The following is a 14375-nucleotide window of genomic DNA, read 5'->3' as shown; positions in this document are numbered from 1 at the left end:
GCTGAGGAGGGGCGTGGGGGTCAGGCGGTAGGAGTTTCGGAGTGGGTTACCGACACTTGATGACGTAGATCGGCTGTGAGAACAACGGCTGGCGACTGCCGGCGATCGTTGCCCAGTTGTAGAACGTGCCTTGCTCCGCGATCCGCGACGTGCACTTCGGCGTTGACACCAGCGTCTTCTTGCCGTTGTGGTACAAGCCGACGATCGCACCCTTGGGTGGGGACAGCACGGTCGTTGACGACGGCCACGCCTTCACGAGTACGGCTGAGGACTTCGCCGACGGGTACGCGGCGTGCGCCGGAGCACCGCCCAGGATCAGCACGCCAACGAGTGCCGCTACAGCCGCGGCCTTGCATGCAAACAGCTTCATCACAGAACCTCCACATAAAAAACGGCGGGAGGTCTGGGGAACCCGACCCGCCAGGGCGCTGGGGACGCCCGCAGCCCACGCTAACGGCGCAGACGCGGGACCCTCGGCAGCAACGAGCGCTAGAGCGCCAGGTAATCGGCCCCGGGATCGCCGGTAAGGAGTGCGGCAGGGAGGGGCGTGGTTGAAAGCCGCCCTACGTGGCGATGAGGTGCCGCTACCGGCGGAAAACGTCAGTCCGGAACACCTCTCGAATGTCCGAACGAGCGTTGGAAGTGACAAGTGGAGGGGATGACGGGAATCGAACCCGCGCTATCAGCTTGGGAAGCTGAAGTTCTGCCATTGAACTACATCCCCGGGCACGCCTTTCAGCGTCTGGAAAGAATAACAGAGCGGGTCCACAGGCCGAAGCAGACGCTCCCGCGCCGCCGGTAGGCTGGCCTCGTGCTGCTCTCCGATCGCGACATCCGACACGAGCTCGACGCGGGTCGCATCGGGCTCGAGCCGTGGAACCCCGAGATGGTGCAGCCGTCGAGTGTCGACGTGCGGCTCGACCGCTACTTCCGGCTGTTCGACAACCACAAGTACCCGTTCATCGACCCTGCCGAGGACCAGCCCGAGCTCACGCGACTCATCGAGGTCGACCCGTCGGAGCCCTTCATCCTGCACCCCGGCGAATTCGCGCTCGGCTCGACGTTCGAGCAGATCACCCTGCCCGACGACATCGCCGCCCGCCTCGAGGGCAAGTCCTCGCTCGGCCGTCTGGGTCTGCTGACCCACTCCACGGCAGGCTTCATCGACCCCGGCTTCTCGGGCCACGTCACGCTCGAGCTGTCGAACGTGGCCACGCTGCCCATCAAACTCTGGCCCGGCATGAAGATCGGCCAGGTCTGCTACTTCCGCCTCACCTCGCCCGCGGAGAACCCCTACGGCTCGGGTCCGTACGGCAATCGCTATCAAGGCCAGCGTGGGCCGACGGCATCCCGATCGTTCCAGAGCTTCCATCGCACCGACGTCGGTCAGACCGACGCAGGAGCCATGGGCGGCTGAGCCTCGGGCCCCGATCGAGCAATCGGGGTGGAACCGGCGAGCGGTGCCGGCACCACCCCGATGGCTGCCCCAGCGCCATCGGGCGCAGGTCAACCTTCCGATCGAGCCCGCCCCAGTCCGTGACCCGTGTCCCCACACGATTCGGTCACGATCGACCCGAAGGCTACTGCAGTTTGCAGTATAGGGATCCGGACGGTCCGCGTCGATGATTTTCTGAAAGTAGGATGCTGTGCCCCAACGCGAGCTCACCACGACCGCGTACCTGACCCTCGGTCTGCTGGCGACGAGCGACTGGTCGGCCTACCAGCTCGCCGAGCAGCTGGGTCGCGGCGTGGACCAGCTCTGGCCGCGCGCCGACCGTCAGCGATACAACGTGGTGAAGAAGCTGCTCGCCACGGGTCTGGTGACCGCGCGCGAAGAGCACTCCGGCAGGCGCGGCCGAACCGTCTACGCGATCACCGACGCGGGCCGGGAGGCGCTCGCCGCGTGGCTGGCCGCCGAGCCGGAGCCGGTCGCCCTCGAGTTCGAGGGGATGATCCGCGTCCTCGTCTCCGACCAGGGTTCGATCGACGACCTGAGACGCACCCTCGAGACCATGCGCGCGCAGGCCGAGACGGCACGCGCGCAGTTCGCCCGCTACGCCGTGCACATCAGTGAGACGGGCGGCACCTTCCCGGAGCGCCGGCACCTGTTCGCACTGTCCAACACCTTCATGATCGGCCACTACAACCACATCATCGAGTGGACGACGTGGGCGCTCGAGCAGACCGAGTCGTGGCCCGACCCCGCTTCCCCGGCTGAAACGCATCAGACGCAGGTGCGCGACATGCTCGCGGAGGGTCGCAAGGCCTGGGGCGCATCGCTCCAGCTCGGGGCCTGACCCCCTTCGTCGCCCGCACCGATCGCCCTCGGCGCGTCGCCGGATGTCAGGATATGAGCGATGGATCACGAGTGGAGTGACGAGCTGCGGATGCTGCGTGCCCGCGCCTACGGTCCGGCAGCCGACATCCTCGACGATCCGGCTGCGCTCGCCCGGCTGCGCGAGCTTGAAGACCGCGCGCAGACCCCCGACCCGGCTGCGACGGACGCAGACCCCGCACCCGCTGCGACGGATGCAGCACCGGCACCCGCCGCCACGGACCCCGCACCCGTACCCGCCGCCAAGGACGCGGCACCGGTGGCCGCGGCATCCGTCTCCGGCGCGTCCGCGACGACCGCGGTCGCCACGGGTGACGAGCCGGAGAAGCGACACCGCCGCATCTGGCCGTGGCTGGTCGCCGTCGGCGGTGCGGGCCTGGTCGTCGGCGCGGTGCTGGCGACGGCGATTCCTGCGCTGCCCGGCAACCGGGTCGCGGTGCTCGCGACGGCGTCGGAGGCCGAATGGAACAGCGACCTCTTCGGCCCGATGCAGGACGGCTCGGTTGTGTTCGAGGACTTCCGCGACCTCACCGTCGTCGAGGTGCGCAACGCCTGGGGTCAGCCCGAGGACGACCGCTCGACGACGTGCGTGTTCGTCTACAGCGACCAGGGCATGATGCTGACCATGGGCTGCGCGGGCGAGGGCTTCCCGCCGACGGCGTCGTTCACCGTGACGTCGACTGCGTCGGAGGACCTCCGCTCGGAGTTCCCCGAGGGCACCTCCCTGCGCTTCGTCGTCGACGAATCCGAGGCGTCGGTCTACGCCCGGCGGCCCTGAGCGCCCGGAGACTCTGAGCGCACGGACGACCTCAGTGCGCCGTGCGCACCCCGACCGAGTCGTGCACCAGCACCGCGGCGGCACGCGCCCCCTGACCCGCGGCGACGATGAGCTGCTGCGGGCCGGGGGACGCGGCATCCCCCGCCGCATACAGGCCCGGCACCGACGTGCGTCCCGAGCGGTCGGCGGTGAGCGCGCCGTCGTCGTCGCGATCCACGTCGAACGCCGACAGGAAGTCCAGCGCGGGCTGCCACTGGGGCCGCACGAACCCGCCGGTGACCGCGACGCGAGAGCCGTCGACGAGGCGCACCGCCGACACGGCGCCGCGGTCCCCTTCGAGATCGTCGATGCCGCGGCGTTCGACGATGATGCCGGATGCTGCGAGCTCGGCCTCCTCGACGGTGTCGACCACGTCCGCTCCGTTCGTGAACACCGTGAGGCGGTCCGTCCAGCGGGAGATGAGGCGGGCCCGCACCGCGAGGTCGGTCGTCTCGCCGATGAGGGCGAGCGGACGATCCTGCAGCTCCCACGCGTCGCAGGCCGCGCAGCTGAACAGCGACATGCCGTAGAACGCGCGCAGGCTCGGAATCTGGGGCAGGGTCTCCCGCATCCCGGTCGCGATGAGCACCGATCGTGCGGCGACGGCCGGCGGGGTGCGACCGGCTGGCCCCTTCAGAGCGGCGATGAATCGCATGCCGTTCGGAGAATCCGTCGGCAGCAGATCCGTCACCACCGTGCGGTCGAGCAGGCGGACGCTCGGGTACGCCGCCAGCTCCGCGCGTGCGAGCTTGCGCAGCTCGAGCGGAGGAACCCCGTCGCGGGTGAGGAATCCGTGGGAGCGAAGGGTGGCCGCGTTGCGTGGTCGACCGGCGTCCACCACGACCACCGAGGCCCGCGAGCGTCCGAGGTTGAGCGCCGCCGACAGTCCCGCCGGACCACCTCCGATGACGATCACGTCGACCTCGACCTGCGACATGCCCGCGCTGTATGCCGTTTCAGCCATGCGATTCCTCCTGCGGGGGAAGCGCGGCGATGATGGGGTGGTCCTTGTGGATCACGCCCACCTTGGCGGCGCCGCCGGGCGAGCCCACGTCGTCGAAGAACTCGACGTTGGCCTTGTAGTAGTCCTGCCACTCGTCGGGCAGGTCGTCTTCGTAGTAGATCGCCTCGACGGGGCACACCGGCTCGCACGCGCCGCAGTCGACGCACTCGTCGGGGTGGATGTAGAGCGAGCGGTCGCCTTCGTAGATGCAGTCCACGGGGCATTCGTCGATACAGGCCCGGTCCTTGACGTCCACACACGGAAGAGCGATCACATACGTCATGTGCGGATCAGCGCTCCCGACCGCGAGATGTCCACCTGCTCGGCGCGCGGCACGACCTTGACGCGCTCGCGCGCGAAGCGGTGCGATTCGCCGAGAGCGCGCTCATGGGCGTCGAGCGCGAGCCAGCCGTCCCATGTCGTGTAGGCGACCTCGCGCTCCTCGAGCAGCTCGACGACGTCGCTGTCGATCCGAGGTGCGGCGAGCCGGCCCGCGGCGGCGTCGGCGACGAGATGTGCGATCGTCTCCATCGCGTCGGACTTGGTGTGGCCGATGAGCCCGACCGGACCGCGCTTGATCCATCCGGTGGCATACAGACCCGACACGTGACCGTCCGCACCGTTCACACGGCCTTCGACGTTGGGGATCACACCGCGCGCGTCGTCGAACGGCGCATCGACCACGGGCGTGCCGTGGTAGCCGACAGCCCGGTACACCTGCTGCACCGGCAGCTCGCGGAACTCTCCCGTTCCCCGCACCCCGCCGTCGCCCGCCGGCGCGGTGCGCTCGAAGCGGACTGCCTCGACCCTGTCAGAGCCGAGCACCTCGACGGGGGAGTGATAGAAGTGCAGGTGCAGGCGACGGCTCGCTCCGGTCGACGGGCGGGTGCGCCAGCCGTCGAGGATCCGCAGCATCACCTTGAGCTGGTTGGTGGCGGGCGTCACGCCCTCGAGGTGGGCGAAGTCCTCGTCGTGGACGACGATGTCGACGCCGGGCACTTCGCCCAGCTCTCGCAACTCGATCGGCGTGAACTTGATGTCGGCAGGGCCGCGGCGTCCGAACACGTGCACGTCGGTGACGGCGGATGCCTCGAGCCCGGCGAGCACGTTGTCGGCGATCTCGGTCGAACGCAGGTCTTCCGGGTGCTTCGCGAGGATGCGCGCCACGTCGAGCGCGACGTTGCCGTTGCCGATGACGGCGACCTGCTCGGCGTCGAGGGTCCAGTCGGTGGGGACGTCGGGGTGACCGTCGAACCAGGCGACGAAGTCGGCGGCGCCGAACGACCCCGGCAGGTCGATGCCGGGGATGTCGAGCGCCGCGTCGCGGATCGCGCCGGTCGCCAGGATCACCGCGTCGTACCGCTCGTGCAGCTCGTCGAGCGCCAGGTCGCGGCCGATCTCGACGTTGCCCAGGAACCGGATGGACCCGGCGTCGAGCATCTCGTGCAGCGATGTCACGATGCCCTTGATGCGCGGGTGGTCGGGCGCGACCCCGTAGCGGATCAGGCCGTACGGGGCGGGCAGCGACTCGAAGAGGTCGATCGCGACGCGACCGCCGGCCTCCCGCACGGAGGCGGACAGGATGTTGCCCGCATAGATGCCGGCGGGACCGGCGCCGACGATCGCGACGCGGAGGTTGTCGATGGACGATGAGGTCATTGTGCAAGAGCCTTTCCGGGGGCGTCGCCGCGCGAGACGGGCGGGCCGAGGGGGTCGAAAGCCGACAGATCGGCGGTCGCGATCGCGTCGGGGGCATACGGGCTGAGGCGTACGACGTCCCCGACCACCACGACGGCGGGGGAGCGGACGCCGCGAGCGGCGGCCTGCGCGGCGATGGTTGCGAGCGTGCCGACCGTGACCCGCTGGCCCGGGCCGTAGCCATCCTCGACGACCGCTACGGGGCAGTCGGCACCGCGCGCGCCGCGGGCGAGGATGAGGGCTGAGTGCGCGAGGGTGCCGATGCCCATGAGCAGCACCACCGTGTGGTCGCGTCCGCCGCCGAGTTCGCGGATCTGGTCGTGTCCGGTGGCGACGGTGAACGCGGTGGCGACACCACGATGGGTGAGCGGGATGCCGGCGAGCGCGGGCACCGAGATGGCGCTGGTGATGCCCGGCACCACCTCGGCCTCGATCCCCGCCTCCTGGCAGGCGGCGAGCTCCTCGCCGCCGCGGCCGAACACGTACGGATCGCCGCCCTTGAGCCGCACGACGCGCTTCCCGTCTCGAGCGAGCTGGATGAGCAGCGCGTTGATCGCGTCCTGGGGCACGGCGTGGTGTCCGGGCAGCTTTCCCACGTCGACGACCTCGGCCGTGAGCTCCACCCCGTCCGCGGCGAGGCCGTCGAGCACGCCCCGTGCGCCGAGCCGGTCGGCGACGATCACGTCGGCGTTCTCGAGCGCGCGCAGCCCCTTGACGGTGAGGAGTCCCGCATCGCCGGGCCCGGCGCCCACGAGCCACACCTTGCCGGCGGACTCCGGTCGCCGGGTCATCGCGCACCTCCCGTGACGAGCAGACCTCGGCGCTTCAGCATCCGTCGCTCGAGGGGTCCGAAGAAGACGAGCTCGATCAGGATGCCGATGAGGAGGATCAGGATGATGGTGCCGAGCACGCCGGCGAGATCGGCGAGCTCGCGCGACTGCTGCAGCATCGAGCCGAGCCCGAACCCGATCGTGCCGCCGACGGCGATGATCTCGGCCGCCATGAGCGAGCGCCACGAGAACGCCCAGCCCTGCTTGAGACCGGCGAGGTAGCCGGGCAGCGCCGCGGGGAGGATGACGGCGGTCGCCAGCTGCCAGCGCGACGCCCCGAGCACGGTGCCGACGCGCCGGAGCTGCGGCGGCACCTGGTCGATGCCGGCGATGAGGCCGTTCACGACCGACGGGATCGCGCCCATCAGGATTACGAAGTAGACGGTCGCGTCTGACAGCCCGAACCAGATGATCGCGGCGGGGACCCACGCGACGGAGGGGAGCACCTGCAGCCCCGAGATGATGGGTCCGACGGCCCGGCGGATGGGACGAACCTCGGCCAGCAGCAGCCCGATCGGTGTGCCGACCGCGAGCGCGATGAGGAAGCCGACCACGCCGCGCTCGAGGCTCGTGGCGACGGCCTCCTGCAGCCGGCCGGAGTCCCACGCCGAGCCGAGTGCGGTCGCGACGTCGACGGGGCTCGGCACGATGTCGGGGCGCGGCTGCGCGAGGACGACGTACGCCTGCCACGCGACGAGCAGCAGAAGCACGAACACGATGGGCGGCACGACGCTCTCGGTGATGCGGCGCCAGCGCGCAGCTCCCGGGCCGGCATCGGTCTGGAGGCGGTCGAGTCCGGCAGCGAGGCTGCGCAGGTCGTCGGGAGCGGATGCCTCGGCCCGCGGCGCTTCGACCGTGATGTCACGCGGCATTGCGACGGATCTCCTTCCGCAGCTGCTCGGTGATCTCCACCGACAGGGCCGCGACCTCGGGCGATTCGATGCGACGACCGCGGGTCTTGGCGATCGTCCATTCCTGCACGATCCGGCCCGGCCTGCTGCCCATGAGCACGACGCGCTGGCCGAGCCGCGCCGCCTCGCGGACGTTGTGGGTGACGAAGACGATCGTGCGGCCGGTCGCGCGCCACACGCGCTCGAGCTCCTCGTGGAGCAGGTCGCGCGTGATGGCGTCGAGAGCGGCGAACGGCTCGTCCATCAGCAGCACCGGCCGGTCCTGCGCGAGCGCGCGCGCGAGGGCGACGCGCTGCCGCATGCCGCCCGACAGCTCGTGGGGGCGCTTCTCCGCGGCATCCGCGAGATTCACCGTATCGAGCAGGGCGAGCGCCTTCTCGCGACGCTCGCCGCGCGGAACCCCGCGCAGCCGCAGGGCGAGTTCGACGTTACGGCGTGCGGTCAGCCACGGCATGAGGGCCGACTCCTGGAACATGACCGCCGAGCCCTCCGCCGGCGTTGCGATCGAGCCGACCGTTGGCCGGTCGAGGCCGGCGATCAGGTTGAGCAGCGTCGACTTGCCGCAACCCGACGCGCCCAGCAGGCACACGAACTCGCCCGGCGCGATGTCGAGGGAGACGTCGTCGAGCACGAGCGGACCGCGGCCGAACCGCTTCGAGACGCCGCCGATGCGCACTGCCGGCGCGGGTGCCGCAGAGGGTGCAGGCACCGGCGCCACACCGTCGAAGCTCGGCCCGAGCAGGTTCGGCGTGGCGGAACGGGGCGCCGCGAAGTGGGGCGCCGCGACCTCGACGCCCGACGTCGCGACACCCGCTGCCGTGGGACCGGACGCCGTCACGGCGAGTCCTCTCCGAGCCCTGCCGCCGAGACCTGCTCTGCGCCGGCGGTGTCGAGCAGGCCGTTGAGGATGCGCAGGTCGAACAGTCCGTCGATCGAGCCGTCCTTCTGCGTACCGGCTTCGAGGCCGTTGGCGACGAGGGTCTCGAACGCCTCGGCGTGGGGGTCGACCGAGAAGGCCACGTGCTCGAGGGCGCGCTCGATGACCGGGTCGCTGAGCGGCTTGCCCGTCTCGGCCTCGATCGCCGCGTTGATGACGCCGGGGGCCTCGGCCGCGTTGTCGCCGATCCAGTGCACGGCAGCCACGTGCCCTTCGAGGAGCCGCTCGACGACGTCGGGATGCTCCTCGAGGAAATCGGCGCGCACGAGAAGGACAGTGGTCGGGAACGCGCCGTCGGGCCACAGCTCGGCCTCGTCGACGAGCACTTCGGCACCCTCGTCGACCACGAGCCGCGAGACCCACGGCTCGGGCAACCAGGCGCCGTCGATCGCACCCTGCTGGAACAGGGTGAGCGTCTGGGCGTTCTCGGTCGGCGTGATCGACACGTCGCCGCCGCCCGAGGGATCGGTCTCGTAGCCCTGCTCTGCCAGGTAGACGCGCAGCGCGACGTCCTGCGTGTTGCCGAGCTGCGGAGTCGCGAGGGTCGTGCCCACCAGCTGCTGGGGGCTGTCGATGCCGGGACGGACGACGAGCGCGGCGCCGCCGGTCGCCACACCGGCGACGATGCGGGCCGACTCGCCGCCGGACTGGATGAACGTGTTGATCGACGGATTCGGGCCGATGTAGGTCGCATCGATCGCGCCCGCCGTGAGCGCCTCGATCGCCGCGGGACCGGCGTTGAAGACCGAGGTCGACAGGTCGATGTCGCCGAGCGACTCTGCGAAGAGGCCCTCCTCGAGTCCGACGAGCGCCGGTGCGTGCGTGACGTTCGCGAAGTAGCCGAGGCGCACCTCGGTGACGTCTTCGGGCTCGGGCGTGCTGCCTGCGGCGGAGGCGCACCCGGCCATCATCACGGCCACAAGTCCCAGAGTGGTGATCGTCGTCGCGGTGCGGATGGTGTTCACGGTTCGCCTCCTTAGATGGCAGTGGGTGGAGCAGGACGGGTGCGCGTCAGCCGCGCACGATGCCGGCGGCCAGGGTGGCGCCGTCGGACGGATGGATCACGAGGAACGAGCCCCCGTGTCGGCTCGAGGCGTACGGCTCGAGCGGAAGATCGGCGGCCAGGCGCAGGCGCGCTCGGCCGATGTCGTTGGTGTGCAGAGTCTGCGCCGGCGCGTGGACCAGGGCGTCGAGGTCGTACCGCGACTCGATCTGCGCGACGATCGCCTGCACCGTCGTCGTGCCGTGCTTGACCAGCACCCGCTGACCGGGGGTGATCGGCCGGGCGTCGAGGTTGAACAGCTCGACGTCGGCCTCGCGACGACCGGCGGGGAGCGTGCCCTCGGTGACGACCAGAGCGCCGCGCGCCGTGTCGAGCTCGTCGGCGAGCTCGAGCGAGACCGACTGCGGGGCGACGGCCTCGTCGACCGGGCGACCGGAGGAGCGGATGCCGGTGATCGTCGTCGCGATGCCGGACGGGAACAGCTGCACCCGGTCGCCGACCCGCACGGCGCCCGACGAGATGCGCCCCGCGACGGCGCGGTAGTCGCGCAGCAGCTCGGCTTCGACGGGGTCGGCGGCCAGCTCGGGCGAGAGACCGCCCTGCGGCCGCAGCACGAGCTGCACCGGGAGGCGCAGCGGCTCGGGACCGGCATGCGGGTCGTCGCCCAGCGACCCCGTCGCAGGCAGGGTCTCGAGCAGTTCGAGCAGTGAGGGCCCGTCGTACCAGGGGGTGCGGTCGGAGCGGTCCACGACGTTGTCGCCGTCGAGCGCCGAGACGGGGAGCACGTGGAGGTCGTCGATATCGAGCTCGGTCGCGACCGACCGCGCCTGCGCCGCGACGTCGGCGAACGCATCCGCCGAGAATCCGATCAGGTCGATCTTGTTGACCGCCACGATCACGTGCGGAACGCGCAGCAGCGCGACGACGGCGAGATGCCGGCGGGTCTGCTCGAGCACGCCCTTGCGGCCGTCGACGAGCACGACCACGGCGTCGGCCGTCGTCGCGCCGGTGACCATGTTGCGGGTGTACTGCACGTGGCCGGGGCAGTCGGCGAGGATGAACGACCGGGAGCCTGTCGAGAAGTAGCGGTAGGCGACGTCGATCGTGATGCCCTGCTCGCGCTCGGCACGCAGGCCGTCGGTCAGCAGCGCGAAGTCGAACGCGCCGTGCGCGAAGCCCCGCTCGGCCGACGTGCGGGCGACCTGCTCGAGCTGGTCGGCGAGGATCGCCTTCGAGTCGTGCAGCAGCCTTCCGACGAGCGTGGACTTGCCGTCGTCGACCGATCCCGCGGTCGCGAACCGGAACAGCGTGGGTTGAGCCGTCAGCGTCGCGGTCATCAGAAGTACCCGTCCTTCTTGCGATCCTCCATGGCCGCCTCGCTGAGGCGGTCGTCGGCGCGGGTCGCGCCGCGCTCGGTGAGGGTCGAGATGGCCACTTCGGCGACGATGTCGGCGAGGGATGCGGCATCCGACTCCACTGCTCCGGTGCAGCTCATGTCGCCCACCGTCCGGTAGCGCACCGTGCGCCGCTCGACCTTCTCGCCCTCGCGCGGGGGCGAGAACTCGCCGACGGGGCGCCACATGCCGTCGCGGGCATAGACCTCGCGCTCGTGCGCGAAGTAGAGGGGAGGGAGGGGGATGCCCTCGCGCTCGATGTAGCGCCAGACGTCGAGCTCGGTCCAGTTCGAGATGGGGAAGGCGCGCACGTGCTGGCCGGGGGTGTGGCGGCCGTTGTACAGGCTCCACAGCTCGGGGCGCTGGTTGCGCGGGTCCCACTGGCCGAACTCGTCGCGCAGCGAGATGATGCGCTCCTTCGCGCGGGCCTTGTCCTCGTCGCGGCGCGCGCCGCCGAAGACGGCGTCATGCCGGCCGGCGGCGATCGCGTCGAGCAGCGGCAGCGTCTGCAGCGGGTTGCGGGTGCCGTCGGCGCGCTCCTGCAGGCGGCCGTCGTCGATGTAGTCCTGCACGCGGGCCACGTCGAGACGGATGCCGAGGCGCTCGACGGTCTCGTCGCGGAACGCGATCACCTCGGGGAAGTTGTGGCCGGTGTCCACGTGCAGCACGGAGAACGGCACGCGGCCGGGCGCGAACGCCTTGGTGGCGAGGTGCAGCACGACCACGGAGTCCTTGCCACCGGAGAACAGCAGCACGGGCCGCTCGAACTCGGCGACGACCTCCCGGATGACATGGATCGCCTCGGCCTCGAGCAGGTCGAGCGTGCTGAGCGCCGTGCCGAGCTGCCCAGAACCGGTGGTCTGCCGAGCGGAGGATGATCTGTCGGGAATCGACCTGTCCTCGCCAGAACTCCTGTTCTCGGCGACAGCGTTGACGATGAGTGTCTCGGTCATACGTGGAGCCCGCATTCGGTCTTGGAGAGCCCGGCCCACCGGCCGGAACGGGGGTCTTCGCCGGCGGCGACCGGCTTGGTGCACGGCTCGCACCCGATGGACGGGTAGCCGTTCGAGACGAGGAGGTTGACCGGCACCCGGTGCGCGTCGGCGTAGTCGAGCAGGTCGTCGAAGGTCCAGGCGGCGACGGGGTTCACCTTCACCAGGCCGTTGCGCTCGTCCCATGTGACGAGAGGGGTGCGGGTGCGGGTCGGGGCCTCGTCGCGGCGCACGCCCGTGAACCAGACCTCGTAGCCGGCGAGGGCGTCGCGAAGCGGGGTCACCTTGCGGCGCTCGCAGCACAGCGCCGCGTCGCGCTCGTGCAGCTTCGCGCCGAACTCGGCGTCCTGCTGCGCAACGGTCTGCTCGGGCAGCACGTCGACGATCCGCACGTCGAGCACGCGGCCGACCTCGTCGCGCGTGAACCGCGTCTCGGCGAAGTGGTACCCGGTGTCGAGGAACAGCACGTCGACGCCCGGCAGGTGCTCGGCGACGAGGTGCGGCAGCGCGGCATCCGCCATCGAGCATGCGACCGCCGCCGACGTCATCGAGAAGTTGCGCGCGACCCAGGCGACGGCATCGGCGGGGGATGCCTCATGCTCGGTGAGACTGCCCAGCTCGAGGTTGCCCCGCTCGGCGAGAGCCTGCAGCTCTTCGGCCGAGCGCTTCGCCGCGATCCGGGGCGCGAGCGACACGGTCACTGGAGGCTCTCCTCGTCGGCGCGGTGCGCCCACTGGGCGAAGGTCTCGTCCGCCGCGGCATCCCGTTCCGAGAGGAAGCGGCGCACCACCCGGTCGACGTAGTCGGCGATGCCGTCGGCGCCGACCTTCAGGCCGCGCACGGTGCGGCCGAGGCCGGCCTCGTCTCGGTCGGCGCTGACGAGTCCGCCGCCGAGGTGCACCTGGTATCCGGGCACCTGCTCGCCGTCGATCGTCACGAGCTGGCCCTTGAGGCCGATGTCGGCCGTCTGGATGCGCGCGCACGAGTTCGGGCAGCCGTTGACGTGGAGGGAGATCGGATGCGGCAGCTCGAACTGCTCGAGACGCTTCTCGAGGTCGAGCACGGCGGCCGTCGCGTAGGCCTTGGTCTCGACGATCGCGAGCTTGCAGAACTCGATGCCGGTGCACGCGATCGTGCCGCGGCGGATCAGGCTCGGACGCGCCGAGAGCCCGAGCTCGTCGAGGCCGGCCACGAGCGAGTCGACGCGGTCCTCGGGGATGTCGAGAATGACGAGCTTCTGGTGCGGGGTGGTGCGCAGCCGCGTCGAGCCGTGCGCCTCGACGAGGTCGGCGAGCTGCGCGAGGATCGGGCCCGAGACCCGGCCGACGATCGGGGTGACGCCGACGTAGAAGCGGCCGTCCTTCTGCCGGTGCACGCCGACGTGGTCGCCGTGGGCGAGCGGCTGGGGCGCGGCCGGTCCGTCGGGGAGGGCGTAGCCGAGGTACTCGTCCTGGAGCACCTGGCGGAACTTCTCGGCACCCCACTCCGCGAGCAGGAACTTCAGGCGCGCCTTGTTACGCAGGCGCCGGTAGCCGTAGTCGCGGAAGATCTGGGCGACGCCGTGCCAGGCATCCGCCACCCGATCCGGCGACACGAAGACACCCAGCCGCTCGGCGAGGCGCGGGGTCGTCGACAGGCCGCCGCCGACCCACAGGTCGTAGCCGACGCCGAACTCGGGATGCTCGACCGCGACGAAGGCGACGTCGTTGATCTCGTGCACGACGTCCTGGCTCGGGTGCCCGGTGATCGCCGACTTGAACTTGCGGGGGAGGTTGGCGAGCGAGGCATCGCCGATGAACCGCGATGTGATCTCGTCGATCTGCGGCGTCGGATCGATGAGCTCGTCGGCGGCGATGCCCGCGACGGGCGACCCGAGCACCACGCGCGGAACGTCGCCGCAGGCCTCGGTCGTGCCCAGCCCGACTGCTTCGAGGCGCCGCCAGATCTCGGGCATCGACTCGACCTCGACCCAGTGCAGCTGGATGTTCTGCCGGTCGGTGAGGTCGGCGGTGTCGCGGCCGAACTCCTGCGAGATGCCGGCGATCACGCGCAGCTGCTCGGTCGTCAGCTGGCCGCCGTCGATGCGGACGCGCAGCATGAAGAAGGCGTCCTCGAGTTCGTGCGGTTCGAGGGTCGCGGTGCGGCCGCCGTCGATCCCGGGCTTGCGCTGGGTGTAGAGCCCCCACACGCGGAAGCGGCCGTGCAGATCGGTCGGATCGATGCTCGCGAAGCCGCCCTTCGAGTAGATCCTCTCGATGCGCTCGCGCACCGCCAGGCCGTCGTCGACCTGCTTCCACTCCTCGTTGCCGTTCAGGGGCGTCGTGCCGTCGATCTTCCATTGCCCGTTGGGCTTGGACGACGGCCGAGGCGGACGCGCGGTGGCTCCGCCGGTGCGCGCGGGAGGCGGCGCCGCGGCGCGGGTGTCGGTGTCGCTGATGGTCACGGTGACCTCCGG

General features: G+C 70.7%; 15 protein-coding genes and 1 tRNA gene. 3 read left to right on the top strand and 13 right to left on the bottom strand.

Annotated elements, in window-relative coordinates; genetic code table 11:
- Positions 1–46: 46 nt before the first annotated feature.
- Both H9622_RS05005 and H9622_RS05000 read right to left on the bottom strand, forming a co-directional pair.
- Positions 47–370: a hypothetical protein gene (locus H9622_RS05005; RefSeq protein ID WP_191764808.1), complete on the bottom strand. Its 324-nt coding sequence runs from the start codon at positions 368–370 to the stop codon at positions 47–49.
- A 280-nt stretch (positions 371–650) separates the two neighbouring features.
- Positions 651–724, bottom strand: a tRNA-Gly gene (locus H9622_RS05000).
- Positions 725–811: 87 nt separating this feature from the next.
- Here H9622_RS05000 and dcd point away from each other — a divergent pair.
- The 3 genes from dcd to H9622_RS04985 all read left to right on the top strand — a co-directional run bounded on the left by dcd (position 812) and on the right by H9622_RS04985 (position 3113).
- Entirely contained in the window at positions 812–1417 is a 606-nt protein-coding gene (dcd, locus tag H9622_RS04995; protein ID WP_191764806.1) for a dCTP deaminase, read from the top strand.
- A gap of 229 nt (positions 1418–1646) precedes the next feature.
- Positions 1647–2297, top strand: coding sequence for a PadR family transcriptional regulator (locus H9622_RS04990; RefSeq protein WP_191764804.1), 651 nt, complete (start codon positions 1647–1649; stop codon positions 2295–2297).
- A 60-nt stretch (positions 2298–2357) separates the two neighbouring features.
- A complete protein-coding gene (locus H9622_RS04985) occupies positions 2358–3113 on the top strand; it encodes a hypothetical protein (RefSeq protein WP_191764802.1) in 756 nt (251 codons plus the stop codon).
- A gap of 31 nt (positions 3114–3144) precedes the next feature.
- On the opposite strand, the gene H9622_RS04980 is transcribed toward H9622_RS04985, so the two are convergent.
- The 11 genes from H9622_RS04980 to H9622_RS04930 all read right to left on the bottom strand — a co-directional run bounded on the left by H9622_RS04980 (position 3145) and on the right by H9622_RS04930 (position 14363).
- Positions 3145–4116 carry an NAD(P)/FAD-dependent oxidoreductase gene (locus H9622_RS04980; RefSeq protein WP_191764800.1) on the bottom strand — a complete coding sequence of 324 codons (972 nt, stop codon included), beginning with the start codon at positions 4114–4116 and terminating at the stop codon, positions 3145–3147.
- A complete protein-coding gene (gene fdxA, locus H9622_RS04975) occupies positions 4109–4438 on the bottom strand; it encodes a ferredoxin (protein WP_191764798.1) in 330 nt (109 codons plus the stop codon). The genes H9622_RS04980 and fdxA overlap by 8 nt, the downstream gene beginning before the upstream one ends.
- Positions 4435–5814 carry an FAD-dependent oxidoreductase gene (locus H9622_RS04970; RefSeq protein WP_225221552.1) on the bottom strand — a complete coding sequence of 460 codons (1380 nt, stop codon included), beginning with the start codon at positions 5812–5814 and terminating at the stop codon, positions 4435–4437. The genes fdxA and H9622_RS04970 overlap by 4 nt, the downstream gene beginning before the upstream one ends.
- Positions 5811–6644: a uroporphyrinogen-III C-methyltransferase gene (gene cobA, locus H9622_RS04965; protein WP_191764796.1), complete on the bottom strand. Its 834-nt coding sequence runs from the start codon at positions 6642–6644 to the stop codon at positions 5811–5813. Before cobA ends, H9622_RS04970 begins: the two co-directional genes overlap by 4 nt.
- Entirely contained in the window at positions 6641–7555 is a 915-nt protein-coding gene (locus H9622_RS04960; protein WP_191764794.1) for an ABC transporter permease, read from the bottom strand. The genes cobA and H9622_RS04960 overlap by 4 nt, the downstream gene beginning before the upstream one ends.
- Entirely contained in the window at positions 7545–8270 is a 726-nt protein-coding gene (locus H9622_RS04955; protein ID WP_318247050.1) for an ABC transporter ATP-binding protein, read from the bottom strand. The genes H9622_RS04960 and H9622_RS04955 overlap by 11 nt, the downstream gene beginning before the upstream one ends.
- Before the next feature lie 158 nt (positions 8271–8428).
- A complete protein-coding gene (locus tag H9622_RS04950; RefSeq protein ID WP_318247032.1) occupies positions 8429–9496 on the bottom strand; it encodes an ABC transporter substrate-binding protein in 1068 nt (355 codons plus the stop codon).
- A 46-nt stretch (positions 9497–9542) separates the two neighbouring features.
- Complete coding sequence (locus H9622_RS04945; RefSeq protein WP_191764792.1) at positions 9543–10871, bottom strand: sulfate adenylyltransferase subunit 1; 1329 nt, start codon at positions 10869–10871, stop codon at positions 9543–9545.
- A complete protein-coding gene (gene cysD, locus H9622_RS04940; protein ID WP_225221551.1) occupies positions 10871–11881 on the bottom strand; it encodes a sulfate adenylyltransferase subunit CysD in 1011 nt (336 codons plus the stop codon). Before cysD ends, H9622_RS04945 begins: the two co-directional genes overlap by 1 nt.
- A complete protein-coding gene (locus H9622_RS04935; RefSeq protein WP_191764790.1) occupies positions 11878–12621 on the bottom strand; it encodes a phosphoadenylyl-sulfate reductase in 744 nt (247 codons plus the stop codon). The genes cysD and H9622_RS04935 overlap by 4 nt, the downstream gene beginning before the upstream one ends.
- Positions 12618–14363: a nitrite/sulfite reductase gene (locus H9622_RS04930; RefSeq protein WP_318247031.1), complete on the bottom strand. Its 1746-nt coding sequence runs from the start codon at positions 14361–14363 to the stop codon at positions 12618–12620. Before H9622_RS04930 ends, H9622_RS04935 begins: the two co-directional genes overlap by 4 nt.
- Positions 14364–14375 lie beyond the last annotated feature (12 nt).

The organism is Microbacterium gallinarum (assembly GCF_014837165.1).
Taxonomy (GTDB): Bacteria; Actinomycetota; Actinomycetes; order Actinomycetales; family Microbacteriaceae; genus Microbacterium; species Microbacterium gallinarum.
This window is presented reverse-complemented; position numbering and strand designations above follow the sequence as displayed.